This is a genomic window from Bacillus sp. NTK034 (assembly GCF_017303275.1).
Taxonomy (GTDB): Bacteria; Bacillota; Bacilli; order Bacillales; family Cytobacillaceae; genus Cytobacillus.
Genome location: NZ_JAFKOJ010000001.1, coordinates 816877 through 832263 on the forward strand (window position 1 = coordinate 816877; position 15387 = coordinate 832263).

Consider the following 15387-nt stretch of genomic DNA (forward strand, 5'->3'; position numbering starts at 1 on the left):
ATCATGTTTCAACAGTTATCAAAAGGAGAAAAGCTCCAGCCGATTGTAAAAGAAGTGGAGCAGCAAATTTCAGAGGTATTAAAGAGTATTGATGAGCGGATTGATGAGAATCAATTCCGTGTATTAAAGAGCTTTCAAAATTTCAAAGTCAGCGATTCGCATTTCATTCCTTCAACCGGATATGGATACGATGATATCGGCAGGGATACATTGGAGGAAATATATGCTGAAGTTTTCGGCGGGGAAGCAGGATTGGTCCGCTCTCAGATTATATCAGGGACGCATGCCATTTCCATTGCACTCTTTGGCGTATTGCGGCCGGGTGATGAATTGCTGTACATCACCGGAAAACCATATGACACACTGGAAGAAGTTGTTGGAATCCGGGGAACTGGAAACGGTTCGCTGAAAGAGTTCGGGATTGGATACAATAGCATCCCGCTGAATGAAGATGGAAGCATTGATTATCCTGCAGTTGAAAAAGCAATTAAACCGAATACGAAAATGATTGGCATACAGCGTTCTAAGGGATACGCAACAAGACCATCATTCACAATCGAACAAATAGAAGAAATGATTCAGTTCGTAAAAGAAATTAAGCCGGATGCGATTGTTTTTGTTGATAATTGCTATGGAGAGTTTGTTGAAGACCGAGAGCCTTGCCATGTTGGGGCAGACTTGATGGCCGGGTCGCTTATTAAGAATCCCGGCGGGGGAATTGCCAAGACAGGCGGTTATATTGTCGGGAAGAAGGAATGGGTCGAAGCTTGTTCCTTCCGTATGACTTCACCGGGAATTGGTGCAGAAGCAGGTGCGTCCCTTTACAGCCTTCAGGAAATGTATCAGGGCTTTTTCCTGGCTCCACATGTTGTCGGTCAGGCTTTGAAAGGGGCTGTTTTTACAGCAGCACTGCTTGAACGGCTTGGAATGAACTCCAATCCAAAGTGGGACAGTAAAAGAACCGATTTAATCCAATCTGTTCAATTTGATGATAAAGAAAAAATGGTGGCTTTTTGCCAGGCGATTCAATTTGCATCTCCTGTTAATTCCCATGTAACTGCCTACCCTGCTTATATGCCAGGATATGAAGACGATGTTATCATGGCAGCGGGTACTTTTATTCAGGGTGCAAGCATTGAACTGACAGCTGATGGCCCCATCAGGCCGCCTTATGTTGCTTATGTTCAAGGCGGGCTGACTTATTCCCATGTGAAAATGGCTGTATGCATCGCGCTGAACCAATTGCTGGAAAAAGGTTTAGTCCAAATAAATTAGGTGAATATTAAGAAGGACAGCTACATAGTTAGTTGTCCTTTTCTGTTTCTTTATTGAGATTTATATGAAAATATGAAAGGTAAAATTTTTTTGAAAAAATCATGTTATAAAAGCTAACATATTGTTGACAGATAATCTGACATTACATATAATAAACTCAAGAAGTAATTGAAAAGGGGGAGAAATAGTTGACTGGAAGCGAAATTCGACGTTCCATGCCGCTTTTCCCAATTGGTACTGTCATGCAGCTAACTGACCTGACCGCCAGGCAGATTCGCTACTATGAAGAGCACCAATTAATTTCTCCAGCTAGAACTGACGGAAATAGAAGGCTTTTTTCCTTAAACGACATCGATGTCCTTCTGGAAATTAAAGATTTGATTGATCAAGGCGTGAACATGGCTGGGATCAAGCAGCTATTTTTCGTAAAAGAACAGCAAGCGATAACTGAAAACATGAATAAGCAAGCAGAAAAAGCGAGACGCGATCTATCAGATGAAGAAATCCGGAAACTCCTTCGCAAGGAAATAGTGCAGGCGGGCCGATTTAATCGTTCATCATTGCGTCAGGGCAACATGCATCGCTTTTTTCATTAAAAAAAGCCGTTTTTAAGCTCGTTGATATTGTCTTGGATTTCTGAGCGCACATTAACAGAGCAAAAAATAAATCACTCATGTAAATTTAAGGGAGGAACTACCAGTGGCAAAGTTTACTAAAGAAGATATTAAGCGAATTGCAGAAGAGGAAAATGTAAAATTCGTCCGTTTACAGTTTACGGATATTCTTGGAACTATCAAGAACGTGGAAATTCCGATCAGCCAGCTTGAAAAAGCCCTTGATAACAAAATGATGTTTGATGGATCTTCAATCGAAGGCTTTGTACGTATTGAAGAATCAGATATGAACCTTTATCCTGACCTTGATACCTGGGTGGTATTCCCTTGGACAGCTGAAAAAGGGAAAGTTGCACGCCTTATCTGTGATATCTACAATCCGGATGGAACTCCATTCCTCGGTGATCCCCGCAGCAACTTAAGACGAATCTTACAAGAAATGGAAGAGTTGGGATACTCTGATTTCAACTTAGGACCTGAGCCGGAATTCTTCTTATTCAAGCTTGACCAGGCTGGTGAGCCGACTCTTGAATTGAACGATAATGGCGGATACTTCGACCTTGCGCCAACTGATCTTGGAGAAAACTGCCGCCGCGATATCGTGCTTGAGCTTGAAGAAATGGGCTTTGAAATTGAAGCATCCCACCATGAGGTTGCACCTGGACAGCATGAAATCGACTTCAAATATGCAGATGCATTAACAGCTTGTGACCAAATCCAGACGTTCAAGCTTGTTGTTAAAACAATTGCCCGCAAGCACGGCCTGCACGCGACATTCATGCCAAAACCGCTGTTCGGTGTTAACGGATCAGGTATGCACTGTAACGTTTCCTTATTCAAGGATGGCAAAAATGCATTCTTCAACGAAACTGGTGATCTTCAATTAAGTGAAGATGCACGTCACTTTATCGCAGGCATCATCAACCATGCGACAGCATTTACTGCAGTAACAAATCCAATCGTTAACTCTTATAAGCGTTTGGTGCCTGGTTATGAAGCACCTTGCTATGTTGCATGGTCTGCTCAAAACCGTTCACCGCTTATCCGTATTCCGGCTTCCCGCGGTGTAAGTACACGTGTTGAAGTAAGAAGTGTAGACCCTGCTGCAAACCCATACCTTGCAATGGCTGTACTTCTAAAAGCTGGACTTGACGGAATCAAGAACAAATTGACTCCTCCGGCACCAGTAGACCGCAACATCTATGTAATGAACAAGCAGGAACGTGAAGAAGAAGGCATCAAGGATCTTCCGGCTACATTGGCTGCTGCACTTGATGAGCTTAAGAAAGATGAAGTCATCGTGTCCGCTCTTGGCGAACATATCTTTGAACACTTCATTGAAGCGAAGGAAATTGAGTGGGATATGTTCCGTACGCAAGTGCATCCATGGGAGCGCGAGCAGTACTTGAGCATGTATTAAAAAGTAAACCCCTTGACACCATTGGTGTTGAGGGGTTTTTATTTTCGGGCAAAAATTGTAATGTGGCTTTAGTTTTTGCTTTGCCCTAAAAATGCCCGATTTTAAAGCAAAAAATTAATTCAAGGACATTTTTCATGTTTTCCTCGAATATACTCATTCTTTCAGTTTCAATCTTTTTACTAATATGCGAATAAACATCTGCAGTTATTTGAATACTTCCATGAACCAATCTCTCTGGGATGTATTTCATGTCTGCCCCTGCTTCTAACTGGAGAACCACATGAGTGTGTCTTAATGAGTGAATTGGTAAAGAGGGGAGATCACAGTTCTTTAGGATCCTAAAAAATGATTTAAATAAGGCCAATAAAGCCAAACAGAAAAGGCCGTTGGGCAAATCTCTTGCCCGCCGTCGCAAAGAAGGGTGCCAGGGATTGGAGAAATATTTTCGTTAAAGCATTATTCCTCCAATACTGGATGAGTGATACAAATAAATACAATGAAAGTGCTAAGCGTAAGAAGATTCAACTGGTTGTTCACCATATCAAGGAGCTTGAGCATCATCAAGAGTTTGTACTTGATGAAATTAACCTAGGGAGTGTTGTTTGTGTCGTTTGCCATAACATAGAACATGGCCGAGACTTCAGGAATATAAGAAGCCAAACAAATGGCAGCATGATGAAAAGTGGTGGTATCGATTTATTTAATTATGTGAACAAATAGTATTAAATGGTTTCGATGAAAGGTGACTTAAATGAATCTTGAAAGATGGATTATATTGGGGATATTAATACTAAGTATCATGTGTCTCAAGATACTAGTACCGAGAGAAAAGGTTAGAGATGCGTGGGTTATCTTTTTTTTTCTACAAGTCATTACATGGCCAGCCGGTTTAATAGCAGTAGAAATGGGTTGGATTGAATATCCGATTCAATTGTATCCTAAGGCAAATTTATATAATAGGACTAGTTTTTCCTTTGAGTTCTTCTTATTCCCGGTAGTCGCCATTATTTTTAGTTTGTATTTTCCAAGGAATAAAAAATGGTTTGGCTCACTATTGTATTATGTTTTCTTTGCTGGATTTTTTACCTTCTTAGAAGTTGTATTAGAATCAAATACTGAACTGGTTGAGTATCATAAATGGAAATGGTATTGGACACTGGTAACAGTAATGATTTCTCTCTATATAAACGATAAATTTTATCGATGGTTTTCTAAAAGATTAATTTTGGTGGAGTTAAAATGAACAGAGAAGTTCTTATTTTAATATGTTCGTGGATTTTATCATTGTACTTGCTGTTTAGATATATTCCAATCGAAAGTAAAAGGTTAGCGTGGATAACCTTTATATTTGTTCAAGCAATAACATGGATACATGAATATATACAATTGGTATTTGGATTGGTTGAGTTTCCGTATAGAGAATTTAATAAAGCAACAAATATGAGCTTTTCATTACATTATATAGTTTATCCTGCAATTGCCGTGTTTTTTATACTTTTTTATCCAAATGAAAAAGGGACAAGAAGAACATTTTTGTACTACTTACTATTTTCAATGGGGATAACAACTTATTCTTATCTTCTCGAAAAATTTAGTTCATTGTATCACTATATTCACTGGAACTGGTTCATTGGTTTAATTACCAACGTGATTATTCTTTATCTTGTAAAGATATATATATTTTGGTTTAAAAAAGGTCTGGTGTAACCAGTTGTAATATCTAGGCTCCCCCAGGTCAAGAAATTTGGACTTTTTTTCAAAATGGGACACTGGGGAGATGGAACCTATTTTCCAGATTTATGAGCAATCATTAAATTTCTGGAGAAACATGTTTTAAGTCATGACGATTTTTTATCTCTGTATGTTCTTCCGTCAGAGTAATAATGCCAAACTTGTATAAAAGTAAACCTCTTGACACCATTGATGTTAAGAGGTCTATTTTTTGGACAAAAAAGATTTAGTTTTAGTTCTTGGCCGTCGTTGTAAAAAAGTTTTTCAGGACCATACAGTTAAGGCTTAGAGAATATTGTTGTTTAGTTCTGTTTTTTGACGAATATTAAAACAAGGCAGCGGGTGTTAATTGATAAAAAAGAATTATGAGTCAGGTAAATTGCAATAGACCGGCGGGCATAGGGATGAAAAAGATTAACATAATGAATATGGATATGACTAGTAATGTGACTAAACAGTATTGAGTCCAGCGTTTTCCGTTTTCTAATGATTTTCCATAAAGCCAAAGACCGGGCATGACAGTAATCATGCCAACTTGAGCTGCTATTCAATGCCAAAATAGATTTATATCAGCCGGTATAAAGCCAGAAACAATATTACCTAAAGCTAAGATAAGAATGAAAATTGTCGCTAGCCGGTTTAATCTTGTCTTCTCAAGGTTTTGTGAAAGGTGCAAAATACCAAATGAAAAGGTTAATCTGTTAATAATAAACAATACATTCATCCAGAAATGGTAAGGAGAACAAATCTCATGAGGTGCAATTGAATAGGTGTATTCCCTGCAAGAGGTAACGCCAAGGTCGCTCATTGCAAATGTTCTAAAAAACTGTACGGAGCTGTAGAAGTCAAAATGAAGATTGGTTCCATAAAAAAATACAAGCAAGTAGCAAACCAATATAAAATACCGAGCCATTTTGATATGCTCAGACGACTCACCATTTACAAAAGTGTTATACATGAATTATAAATCCAAAAAATGTTAAGAGGGATAGTCTTGGAGACTATATTTGAATAGGGCTAGAGGTTGATACAGGTGATATTGAAAATATTTTTAATAAACACAAGATAGAATTAGTTAATTACGTGATAAAGGGACCGAATAAGAATAAAAGATATAAAATTTGAAATATTAAGGATTAGACGCGAAGCAAGGAATGTAAAAGGTGGGTGAATCATGACATTCCAGGAAGGATTAATTCAACTTGATAAGGCGAATAAGATTATTACAGAAGCAAATAAATTGATTACCGAGGTGAATTTAAACACTTTCTTATTTACTTTAAGTTGGTGGGTAGCCTTAGCTATGTTACTTGTTCCTTGGGTTTTGTGGGCAATTTTTCGGAAAAAGGAGAGTTCAGCCCGGCTGTTATTTGCCGCTTTTATAACGATGATAATCTCTACAACCATTGATGGATTAGGTGTTGACTTTGGAAAATGGTCCTATCCCATTAAGGTTATTCCAATACCAACGATCAGCTACTCATTTCGATATGGAACTGTTCCAGTGGCTATAATGTTATTAATTCAATTTAAACCAAATATGAATGCGATAGTTAAGGCTGTATTATTCGGTGGGTTTGGTGCTTATGTAGGAATGCCTATTATGGCAATGCTGCACTTGTATAAAAAAATCGACTGGGCCTATACTTATTCCTTTTTTATATTAGTTTCACTTTATTTAATTGCCCATTGGTTCAGCAGAAGGAGCAGTTTTGAAAAAATAGTCGAAAAATAAAAAAGGCAGGATTTCTCCCAGCAGGTGGTGTGTTTTTTCACGTATGCGAGTGCATTCTTGGGAGGGCGGGCAGTACATGTTCTCGTACTAAGAAAATTTGAAATTCCCTGGCCACTTTAGCCGGGGAGTATTTTTAAAAAGGCAAATACAAAAACCCCGTTTACAGATGAACGAGGTTTTAACTAATTCGTATTTCTCTGCATCTCTCTATTCTTTATGTCTGATCTTTAAGAAATCGAGACATGTCAGCAGTGCATCTCCTCCAAACCCTGCAATCACCGCCAGGAGAACTACCTTTAAGGCAGAGTCAGGATCTGAAGATACGACCAAAAAAACAGCCGCTAAAGCCCCCATGATTACTTCTTCAAAGACCCCCAGATAGATGAACTTTTTTGTCCTTCTGGGTTTGACCATTTTGCCTTCTTTCCGAATATGTCCAACGACACCAACCAGCCCACCAATCAACAAAGCGAAGGTAATGTTCAAAAACATTTTTTCTTCACACTCCTAAAGTCGAGATTTTGGACAAGCGACCTTAGGTTGATTCTCGGTGTATTACCATTATATAGAAAGTGGCTATAAATTAATATGCATAAAAATACCGAATTTTCAGAACAATAAAATAGTCATACTTGACTGTAACTTTATGCCAAAAGAAAAAGTATCCGTTACTTTCGTATGATTTCGCTAATAGCATCAGGTAATAGGAACTGATAACCTTCTTAAAATTGGAAAAAATAAAAAGCAGGCAGAGGCTGCTTGCTTTTTATCACTCTATTAATGCATATGGCGGTATACACCTATAACCTTTCCAAGGATGGAAACATTTCGAAGGATGATAGGTTCCATTGTAGAGTTTTCCGGCTGAAGACGGATAAAGTCTTTTTCTTTAAAGAATCTCTTGACAGTTGCTTCGTCTTCCTCTGTCATGGCAACCACGATATCTCCATTATTGGCAGTGCTCTGCTGTTTGACGATGACATAGTCGCCATCAAGGATTCCGGCTTCAATCATACTTTCTCCCATGATTTCAAGCATGAATACATGCTCGTCAACTGGTGCCATTCTTTCTGGAAGAGGGAAGTATTCTTCGACATTTTCAATGGCCGTTATCGGCTGACCTGCAGTTACTTTACCGACGATCGGAACATTAACTGCACTGACTTTAGGAATGTGAGAAGACTCGTCCAGGTCTAAAATTTCAATGGCGCGCGGTTTAGTAGGATCTCTGCGGATCAGCCCTTTGCTTTCAAGTCTGGCGAGATGGCCGTGAACTGTTGAGCTTGAAGCAAGGCCGACTGCTTCCCCGATTTCCCTTACAGAAGGCGGATAACCCCTCAATTTAACTTCTTCTTTTATAAACTCTAATATATCTTGCTGCCTTTTTGATAATTTCACCATCTTTACGCACCTCGTATGTTTTTGTTGTCTCAATTATAGCACCAATTACCATATGATACAAACATAAGTTCGAATTTTCATTGACACAAAACAAATGTTCGGTCTATAATAAAATCATCAAATGCGAACATATATTCTTTTCAGAGGTGGTATATCATGTTTAAAAAATTGTGGAAATCATATTCTTATGCTATTATTCTCTTCGTTTTAAGCCTGGCAGCATCGTTTATTATGCTCGTGCAAATAGAAACACCCGATACGGAAAAGTTTGTGAAAGTCACTGTTGCAGAAGGCGACTCTTTATGGAAAATTGCTGAGAATTTTTCGGCTGAACATTCGCTGTCTACAGATCAATTTATTAATTGGGTGGAACAAAATAATGAGATTGCGTCTGGAAGGATTTTTCCGGGCGATGAAATTGTAATTCCAGTAAAAGCTCTGGATGACGAGCCTTATAAAGAGCTTGCCAGTTCAGACCTTTATGAATAAGGAGAAGTTATGAAAGCTATTATTTACTGCAGGGTTAGTACAACAAAGGATACTCAGGAAACGTCCCTTTCAAGGCAGGAAGAAGAGCTGGTGATTCTGGCGAAAAAGCATAATTTTGAAGTGGTCAAGGTGATTCGCGAACAGGCCAGCGGATACGATCTTGAAAGAGACGGTATATTGGAGCTTTTAGACTTAATTAAAGAAAAGGATATCAAGGTTGTCCTCATTCAGGATGAAACCAGGCTTGGGCGGGGCAATGCAAAGATTGCAATACTCCATTGCATTTTAAAAGAAGAAGTCCAGCTATACAGCATTTCGAATAACGGCCAGCTCGAACTTTCGGAATCAGATTCGATGGTGCTGAACATTGTTGGAATGGTAGAGGAGTATCAGAGAAAGCTTCATAACATCAAAATCAGACGCGGCATGCAGCGGGCTATTGATAAAGGTTACCGGCCCGAGAAGAACTTAAGCAATCAGGGAGCAAATGGAGGCAGGGAAAGAATAGAGGTGCCGATAGAGGAAATTGTCAGGCTAAGGAAAAACGAATTAACATTTGCAGAGATTGCTGCAACGCTTAGGGGTTTTGGCTATAATATCTCAAAAGCAACTGTCCATAGAAGGTATAAAGAACATATTGAATTACTTCCTGAATAGAGCACTTTTCTTGTCAAAAGTGTTCTTTTTTAGTATGATGGCAGTTGAGTTTCAGTATTGTTCTATATTTGAAGCTATTGTATAATAAGAACTTCTATTTAGAATATTCAAAGGTAAACTTTTGATATAAAGGAGCTTTAATATGCTGCCAAAACAAAAACTTGCCCGAATTAATGCACTGGCAAAGAAGGCAAAGGAATCCGGATTAACAGAAGCAGAAGCGAAAGAGCAGACTTCTCTCCGCAAAGAGTATTTGGAGACTTTTCGCTCTGGCATGTTAAACACGCTTAAAGGTGTTACAATTGTTGACCCGAAAGGAAACGACGTTACTCCTAAAAAGCTGAAAGAATTCCAAAATAAAAACCGCCTTCACTAATATTATAAATGCAAGGGATACACAATGCTGTATTCCTTCTTTTAATAGAATGCGGAGAAGACTTTACGGATTTATTGCCGGATATCTCCGCTTTTTTACATATGCCGGGTCTATTTGTGTCAATATAGTAACAAACCGGCTTTTTTTGTCCTTTTCTGACCCTATTGGTTGTGAAAAAAAGGGACACCCGATAATATAAAAAGAGTAAAGAATTACTACTCGAAAGGATGTATTGAATGTTTAATCACACAGATGAACTATCCATCAGTTCCATTCGTACTTTATCAATCGACGCCATTGAAAAGGCGAATTCCGGCCATCCGGGCATGCCGATGGGTGCAGCGCCAATGGCTTATACACTTTGGACACGCTTCATGAACCATAACCCGAAAAATCCAGAATGGTTCAACCGTGACCGGTTCGTCCTTTCTGCAGGACATGGCTCGATGCTTCTATACAGCCTTCTTCATCTTTCCGGCTATGATGTTTCCATGAATGACATTAAAGAGTTCAGACAGTGGGGAAGCAAGACGCCTGGCCACCCTGAATACGGCCATACTCCAGGTGTTGATGCAACAACAGGCCCATTAGGTCAAGGTATTGCAATGGCTGTTGGTATGGCAATGGCAGAGCGCCACCTGGCTGCAACATACAACAAAGACAACTTCAATGTGGTTGATCACTATACATACAGCATCTGCGGTGACGGAGACCTTATGGAAGGCGTTTCGGCTGAAGCTGCTTCCCTTGCTGGCCACTTAAAGCTTGGAAGACTGGTTGTTCTATATGATTCAAATGATATCTCACTTGATGGTGACCTTGATAAATCTTTTTCTGAAAGTGTTGAACAGCGCTTCAAGTCATACGGCTGGCAGTATATCCGCGTAGAAGACGGCAATGATCTTCACGAAATCGCAAAAGCAATTGAAGAGGCGAAGCAGGATGAAAACCGGCCAACAATGATTGAAGTCAAAACAGTCATTGGCTACGGTTCTCCAAACAAATCAGGCAAATCTGATGTTCATGGTGCTCCGCTAGGTGCTGACGAATTGAAATTAACGAAAGAAGCCTATAAGTGGACTTTCGATGAAGATTTCCATGTTCCACAGGAAGTATATGATCACTTCAAGCAGCAGGTTGTGGAAAGCGGCTCTAAAAAGCAGCAGGAATGGGAAGACCTTTTTGCACAATACAAAGAAGCACATCCTGAGTTAGGAAAACAGCTGGAGCAGGCATTCAATGGCGAGCTTTCTGAAGGCTGGGATAAAGCCATCCCTGTTTATGAAGAAGGAAAGAGCCTTGCTAGCCGTGCTTCTTCCGGAGAAGTGCTAAATGCAATCGCACAAAACCTTCCTTCATTCTTTGGCGGATCTGCCGACCTTGCAGGCTCCAACAAAACAATGATCAAAGGTACAGGAGATTTTACGGCTGAGTCATTTGACGGCCGCAACATCTGGTTCGGAGTACGTGAATTTGCAATGGGTGCTGCATTGAATGGTATGGCTCTTCACGGCGGATTAAAAGTATTCGGCGGAACATTCTTCGTGTTCTCTGATTACCTGCGCCCGGCAATCCGTCTGGCTGCACTTATGAATCTGCCTGTTACGTATGTTTTCACACATGACAGTATCGCTGTCGGTGAAGACGGCCCTACACATGAGCCTGTAGAACAGCTTGCTGCATTGCGTGCAATGCCAAACCTTTCTGTTGTCCGCCCTGCTGACGGAAACGAAACAGCAGCTGCATGGAAAACAGCAATCGAATCAACAAACAAGCCAACTGCACTAGTATTGACCCGTCAAAACCTTCCTACATTAAAAGGAACGGATTCAGCAGCATACGAAGGCGTACAAAAAGGTGCTTATGTTGTTTCACCAGCTTCCAACAGCAGCGCGGATGTATTATTGCTTGCTGCAGGATCTGAGGTAAGCCTGGCTGTTGAAGCACAAAAAGCGCTTGAAGGCGAAGGCATCCATGCATCTGTTGTAAGCATGCCTGCTTGGGACCGCTTCGAGGCTCAATCAAAAGAGTACAAAGAAAGCGTAATTCCTAAGACAGTCAAGAAGCGTCTTGCCATTGAAATGGGATCTTCACTTGGATGGCACCGTTATGCAGGAGACGAAGGCGATGTTCTTGCAATCGATACCTTCGGCGCATCTGCTCCAGGTGAGAAGATTATGGAAGAATACGGATTCACAGTTGAAAACGTTGTAGCACGCGTAAAAGCATTGCTGCAGGGATAATATTAACTGACGAGGGAGAGCTGAGAGGCTCTTCCTTTTTTGTGTGATGTGTTTTAAAAAAAGGATTACATTTCAGTAAAACCGGGAAATTGACATAGTAAATATTTTGATCAGCTAATTTAGCAGCTCTTCCACCAAGAATCCTCATAATCAACTGAATTCTTCGTTTTCGACAAAATTAGTGAAATTTTTTAACATCTTCAGACACATTCCTTATTTTTGGTTGCTTATAATTGAAAGAAATGGATTGTCCCGGAAGGAGGGGCCAGATGAGAGCTTATCAATTGTATTTAATAGAAGATGAATTTGCGTCCCATTATTTTGGCAGAGAGCGAATGTTTTTTCAGTTGTTTGAAGAGTATGAGTGTTCATCAGGTGAAATGAAGTCTATTCTATCGAAGCAAATTGATTTTGTGACTAAGCCAATCCCGGGTTTGAAAGTGCATCAATATATCCATCAGCAGCTGCAGCGAAAAAAAGACTTTATTATAGAAAAAAGTGCATACTATATAGAGATGAGCAAAAGAAGCAGGGCGAAGCTTGAAGTATTTGAACGGAGCCTGGTTTTAGAAGCAGCTGGCAGCTATGAGGCAGAGACGGTATTTTTCGAAGTGCTGCGAAAAAGCGAGTCTTCCTTCCTGGCTGTTGACCTCCAGCATAAGCGCTATGGGTGGCTAAAACCGATAAAAGAGAGAAAATTCGTCTAAAATAAGAGAAAAAACAAAGCAAATATTGTATAATAACCTTTGGTCTAGTACACTGTATGATAGACAACATGAAGGAGGAAGTTAGTATGGGTATGTACATTCTAGTTGGTGTACTGGCGCTTCTTGCCGGTGTAGCACTAGGATTTTTCATTGCTCGAAAATATATGATGAGCTACCTGGAGAAAAATCCGCCAATTAATGAACAAATGCTTAAAATGATGATGATGCAAATGGGCATGAAGCCATCTCAGAAGAAGATCAACCAAATGATGAATGCCATGAACAAGCAGACTGGCAAATAATCAGGGACAAGCATCCCATCGGAAACCACTTTTCTGTTACAATACAAGGAAGGTGGTTTTTTTATATCCAAAATGAAACCTTCTTTTATACTGACCGTATATATACTATGACAAATCATGAAAGGAACGAGCAAATGAAAAAAGTAATTCTAATAGGGCTCCTTACCGTTTCTATGTTATTAAATGGCTGTTCCGTTATGGGTGAAGTGAATAATTCCATTGACTATGTTAATGAAGCGACTGAGCATATCAATACATTAAGCGACTTTGCTGAAGAGGCACCGCAAATGATTCAGGAGGCGGCAGCGGATCCGGCATTAAAGCAGGAACTTGAAGACAGATTGACGACGCTTAAGCAGGAAGTTGAAGAATTTATCGCCCTTCAGGATATCCCGAAGCTGGCAGAAGATGTTCATCAGGAGCTGGTGACACAGAATGAAGCGCTTCTGGCTGAAATAAATAAAGTATTGGAGAACGGCAACCTTGCGCTAGATCAGCTGGAGAACTCAGAGCTGTTCACTACCATTCATGAAGCAACAAGCCTGATAAACCGAATAGAAGCATTAGGACAATAAAGCATCCAAATGAATGGGTGCTTTTTTCTTTTCGAGAAAAAATCTTCCTTATTTTCTCAATATTTGTTAAACTATTTAAGCTATTATGTTTCGAATTTCGGAGGATGGGGTATGAAGGTTTTTTGGGATTTGATGTGGTTTTTTAAGAAGGAGAAAAAGGCTTATGTAAACGGGATTATTCTGCTGTTATTTGTGGCAATGCTTCAGCTGGTGCCGCCAAAGGTGGTCGGCATTGTGGTCGACTCGATTAAAAATGGCGAGCTGACTTCAAAGGCATTATTAATGTGGATCGGACTTCTTGCTGTTACAGCCCTCATGATGTATGTGCTCCGCTATTATTGGCGCATTATGATTTTCGGATCAGCCGTTAAGCTGTCCAAACTCCTGCGCAACAGGCTTTATCAGCATTTTACGAATATGTCACAGTCCTTCTACCAGAAAAAGCGAGTGGGGGACTTGATGGCCCATGCGACAAATGATCTGCAGGCAATTCAGCAGACGGCAGGAGCGGGGGTCCTCACATTTGTCGATTCACTGGCGACAGGCGGTTTCGTTATCATCGCCATGGCGACAACAATCAGCTGGAAGCTTACACTAATCAGTCTGGTTCCGATGCCGTTCATGGCACTCTTAACGAGCTGGTATGGAACACTGCTTCATAGACGGTTCCACAAAGCACAGGAGGCTTTTTCTTCACTGAATGACAAAACTCAGGAAAGTGTTTCAGGAATTAAAGTGATTAAAACATTCGGACAGGAAAAAGAAGATATTGAAGATTTCCGCAGGCAGTCTGAAGATGTAGTGCAAAAAAACATTTCTGTTGCACGTGTTGATTCTTTGTTTGATCCGACGATCAGCATTATTGTAGGAATCTCTTTCTTCCTATCTATTGCTTTTGGGTCCAGATATGTTATTGCAGGAGAGCTGACCATCGGGCAGCTGGTTTCATTTACTGCCTATCTGGGTCTCCTGATTTGGCCAATGCTCGCATTTGGCTGGCTGTTCAACATTGTCGAGAGAGGCCGCGCCTCCTATGATCGAGTCTCTGTGCTTCTTGCAGAAGAAATCGATATTAAGGATGATGAGACTGGCATCAATGAAGTTCCGAGCGGTGATATTGAGTACAAGATTGAGGAGTTCGCCTATCCGGGTGAACAGGAAGCGCTGCTTAAGGATATTCATTTTAGGCTGGAAAGAGGAGAGACTCTCGGCATAGCAGGTAAAACGGGTGCTGGCAAAACCACACTTCTGAAGCTTTTGATCCGTGAGTTTGAAGGCTATGAAGGGGAAATTCTTTTTGCAGGACATACTATCAACCGCTATAAAATCGAAAAGCTGAGGGAAGCGATTGGCTATGTCCCGCAGGAGCACTTTCTGTTCTCTGCCACTGTTGCTGAAAATATAGCTTTCACGAGGCCAGATGCAGATCTTGAAGATATTTATGCAGCAGCGAAACTGGCCAATATCCATGAGGATATTCTAGAATTCACAGATGGCTATAAAACCGTTGTGGGTGAAAGAGGGGTCTCGCTTTCCGGAGGGCAGAAGCAGCGTATTTCCATTGCACGAGCCCTTCTGATGAAACCGGAAGTATTGATTTTGGATGACTCACTTTCCGCCGTTGATGCGAAAACAGAGGAAGCTATCCTTACTTCATTGCGTGGTGAGCGGGCAGGCAAGACAACGATCATAACCGCTCACAGGCTGAGCGCCATTCAGCATGCGAATCTCATATTGGTGCTGGATGAAGGGAAAATTGTTCAGCGGGGTTCACATGATGAACTGATGGCTGAAGAAGGCTGGTATAAGAATATGTATCTGCGCCAGCAGCTGGAAGAGCTTGTGGAGCATGGGGGATAAGC

The 15387-nt window shown here is 40.6% G+C and carries 17 protein-coding genes and 1 pseudogene; 15 read left to right on the top strand and 3 right to left on the bottom strand.

Annotated features, from left to right (window positions below; genetic code table 11):
• The first annotated feature begins 3 nt into the window (after positions 1 to 3).
• From JI665_RS04160 to glnA, 3 genes are all read left to right on the top strand, one after another.
• A complete protein-coding gene (locus JI665_RS04160; RefSeq protein ID WP_206836637.1) occupies positions 4 to 1275 on the top strand; it encodes an aminotransferase class I/II-fold pyridoxal phosphate-dependent enzyme in 1272 nt (423 codons plus the stop codon).
• A gap of 188 nt (positions 1276 to 1463) precedes the next feature.
• Entirely contained in the window at positions 1464 to 1871 is a 408-nt protein-coding gene (locus JI665_RS04165; RefSeq protein ID WP_035330681.1) for a MerR family transcriptional regulator, read from the top strand.
• A 103-nt stretch (positions 1872 to 1974) separates the two neighbouring features.
• Positions 1975 to 3309: a type I glutamate--ammonia ligase gene (glnA, locus tag JI665_RS04170; protein ID WP_035330680.1), complete on the top strand. Its 1335-nt coding sequence runs from the start codon at positions 1975 to 1977 to the stop codon at positions 3307 to 3309.
• Positions 3310 to 3394: 85 nt separating this feature from the next.
• Here the strand turns inward: glnA and JI665_RS29100 are convergent, their stop codons facing one another.
• On the bottom strand, positions 3395 to 3559 hold the full coding sequence (locus JI665_RS29100) for a hypothetical protein (RefSeq protein WP_244671070.1): 165 nt from the start codon (positions 3557 to 3559) through the stop codon (positions 3395 to 3397).
• Positions 3560 to 3783: 224 nt separating this feature from the next.
• Here JI665_RS29100 and JI665_RS04180 point away from each other — a divergent pair.
• From JI665_RS04180 to JI665_RS04195, 4 genes and pseudogenes are all read left to right on the top strand, one after another.
• Positions 3784 to 4013 (top strand): annotated as a pseudogene (locus JI665_RS04180) (hypothetical protein).
• A 47-nt stretch (positions 4014 to 4060) separates the two neighbouring features.
• Positions 4061 to 4552, top strand: coding sequence for a CBO0543 family protein (locus JI665_RS04185; RefSeq protein ID WP_206836640.1), 492 nt, complete (start codon positions 4061 to 4063; stop codon positions 4550 to 4552).
• Positions 4549 to 5016, top strand: a complete 468-nt coding sequence (locus tag JI665_RS04190; protein ID WP_206836643.1) for a CBO0543 family protein — start codon at positions 4549 to 4551, stop codon at positions 5014 to 5016. Before JI665_RS04185 ends, JI665_RS04190 begins: the two co-directional genes overlap by 4 nt.
• A gap of 1198 nt (positions 5017 to 6214) precedes the next feature.
• On the top strand, positions 6215 to 6775 hold the full coding sequence (locus JI665_RS04195) for a CBO0543 family protein (RefSeq protein ID WP_244671071.1): 561 nt from the start codon (positions 6215 to 6217) through the stop codon (positions 6773 to 6775).
• A gap of 207 nt (positions 6776 to 6982) precedes the next feature.
• Here JI665_RS04195 and JI665_RS04200 read toward each other — a convergent pair whose 3' ends face one another.
• A complete protein-coding gene (locus JI665_RS04200; RefSeq protein ID WP_009330566.1) occupies positions 6983 to 7267 on the bottom strand; it encodes a DUF4257 domain-containing protein in 285 nt (94 codons plus the stop codon).
• A 285-nt stretch (positions 7268 to 7552) separates the two neighbouring features.
• The gene (gene lexA / locus JI665_RS04205) at positions 7553 to 8176 is read right to left on the bottom strand and encodes a transcriptional repressor LexA (RefSeq protein WP_206836646.1); all 624 of its coding nucleotides are present in this window, start codon (positions 8174 to 8176) and stop codon (positions 7553 to 7555) included.
• A 156-nt stretch (positions 8177 to 8332) separates the two neighbouring features.
• Between lexA and yneA the strand changes: the two genes are divergently transcribed.
• The 8 genes from yneA (at position 8333) to JI665_RS04245 (ending at position 15385) form a co-directional block, all read left to right on the top strand.
• Complete coding sequence (gene yneA / locus JI665_RS04210; protein WP_206836649.1) at positions 8333 to 8665, top strand: cell division suppressor protein YneA; 333 nt, start codon at positions 8333 to 8335, stop codon at positions 8663 to 8665.
• A 9-nt stretch (positions 8666 to 8674) separates the two neighbouring features.
• Positions 8675 to 9322, top strand: coding sequence for a YneB family resolvase-like protein (locus tag JI665_RS04215; RefSeq protein ID WP_206836652.1), 648 nt, complete (start codon positions 8675 to 8677; stop codon positions 9320 to 9322).
• Between the two features lie 142 nt (positions 9323 to 9464).
• On the top strand, positions 9465 to 9698 hold the full coding sequence (locus JI665_RS04220) for a DUF896 domain-containing protein (RefSeq protein ID WP_206836655.1): 234 nt from the start codon (positions 9465 to 9467) through the stop codon (positions 9696 to 9698).
• A 236-nt stretch (positions 9699 to 9934) separates the two neighbouring features.
• The gene (gene tkt / locus JI665_RS04225; RefSeq protein WP_206836660.1) at positions 9935 to 11941 is read left to right on the top strand and encodes a transketolase; all 2007 of its coding nucleotides are present in this window, start codon (positions 9935 to 9937) and stop codon (positions 11939 to 11941) included.
• A 269-nt stretch (positions 11942 to 12210) separates the two neighbouring features.
• Positions 12211 to 12648, top strand: a complete 438-nt coding sequence (gene sirA / locus JI665_RS04230; RefSeq protein ID WP_035330668.1) for a sporulation inhibitor of replication protein SirA — start codon at positions 12211 to 12213, stop codon at positions 12646 to 12648.
• An 86-nt stretch (positions 12649 to 12734) separates the two neighbouring features.
• Positions 12735 to 12950, top strand: a complete 216-nt coding sequence (locus JI665_RS04235; RefSeq protein ID WP_009330559.1) for a YneF family protein — start codon at positions 12735 to 12737, stop codon at positions 12948 to 12950.
• Between the two features lie 134 nt (positions 12951 to 13084).
• A complete protein-coding gene (locus JI665_RS04240; RefSeq protein ID WP_244671072.1) occupies positions 13085 to 13525 on the top strand; it encodes a DUF6376 family protein in 441 nt (146 codons plus the stop codon).
• A 111-nt stretch (positions 13526 to 13636) separates the two neighbouring features.
• Positions 13637 to 15385: an ABC transporter transmembrane domain-containing protein gene (locus JI665_RS04245; protein ID WP_206836666.1), complete on the top strand. Its 1749-nt coding sequence runs from the start codon at positions 13637 to 13639 to the stop codon at positions 15383 to 15385.
• The last annotated feature ends 2 nt before the right edge of the window (positions 15386 to 15387 follow it).

Bases quoted from the DNA above. Each gene is read 5' to 3' on its own strand.
- JI665_RS04160 (WP_206836637.1), top strand. From the start codon at position 4: ATGTTTCAACAGTTATCAAAAGGAGAAAAGCTCCAGCCGATTGTAAAA.
- JI665_RS29100 (WP_244671070.1), bottom strand. From the start codon at position 3,559: ATGAAATACATCCCAGAGAGATTGGTTCATGGAAGTATTCAAATAACT.
- JI665_RS04185 (WP_206836640.1), top strand. From the start codon at position 4,061: ATGAATCTTGAAAGATGGATTATATTGGGGATATTAATACTAAGTATC.
- JI665_RS04190 (WP_206836643.1), top strand. From the start codon at position 4,549: ATGAACAGAGAAGTTCTTATTTTAATATGTTCGTGGATTTTATCATTG.
- JI665_RS04195 (WP_244671071.1), top strand. From the start codon at position 6,215: ATGACATTCCAGGAAGGATTAATTCAACTTGATAAGGCGAATAAGATT.
- JI665_RS04200 (WP_009330566.1), bottom strand. From the start codon at position 7,267: ATGTTTTTGAACATTACCTTCGCTTTGTTGATTGGTGGGCTGGTTGGT.
- lexA (WP_206836646.1), bottom strand. From the start codon at position 8,176: ATGGTGAAATTATCAAAAAGGCAGCAAGATATATTAGAGTTTATAAAA.
- yneA (WP_206836649.1), top strand. From the start codon at position 8,333: ATGTTTAAAAAATTGTGGAAATCATATTCTTATGCTATTATTCTCTTC.
- JI665_RS04215 (WP_206836652.1), top strand. From the start codon at position 8,675: ATGAAAGCTATTATTTACTGCAGGGTTAGTACAACAAAGGATACTCAG.
- JI665_RS04220 (WP_206836655.1), top strand. From the start codon at position 9,465: ATGCTGCCAAAACAAAAACTTGCCCGAATTAATGCACTGGCAAAGAAG.
- tkt (WP_206836660.1), top strand. From the start codon at position 9,935: ATGTTTAATCACACAGATGAACTATCCATCAGTTCCATTCGTACTTTA.
- sirA (WP_035330668.1), top strand. From the start codon at position 12,211: ATGAGAGCTTATCAATTGTATTTAATAGAAGATGAATTTGCGTCCCAT.
- JI665_RS04235 (WP_009330559.1), top strand. From the start codon at position 12,735: ATGGGTATGTACATTCTAGTTGGTGTACTGGCGCTTCTTGCCGGTGTA.
- JI665_RS04240 (WP_244671072.1), top strand. From the start codon at position 13,085: ATGAAAAAAGTAATTCTAATAGGGCTCCTTACCGTTTCTATGTTATTA.
- JI665_RS04245 (WP_206836666.1), top strand. From the start codon at position 13,637: ATGAAGGTTTTTTGGGATTTGATGTGGTTTTTTAAGAAGGAGAAAAAG.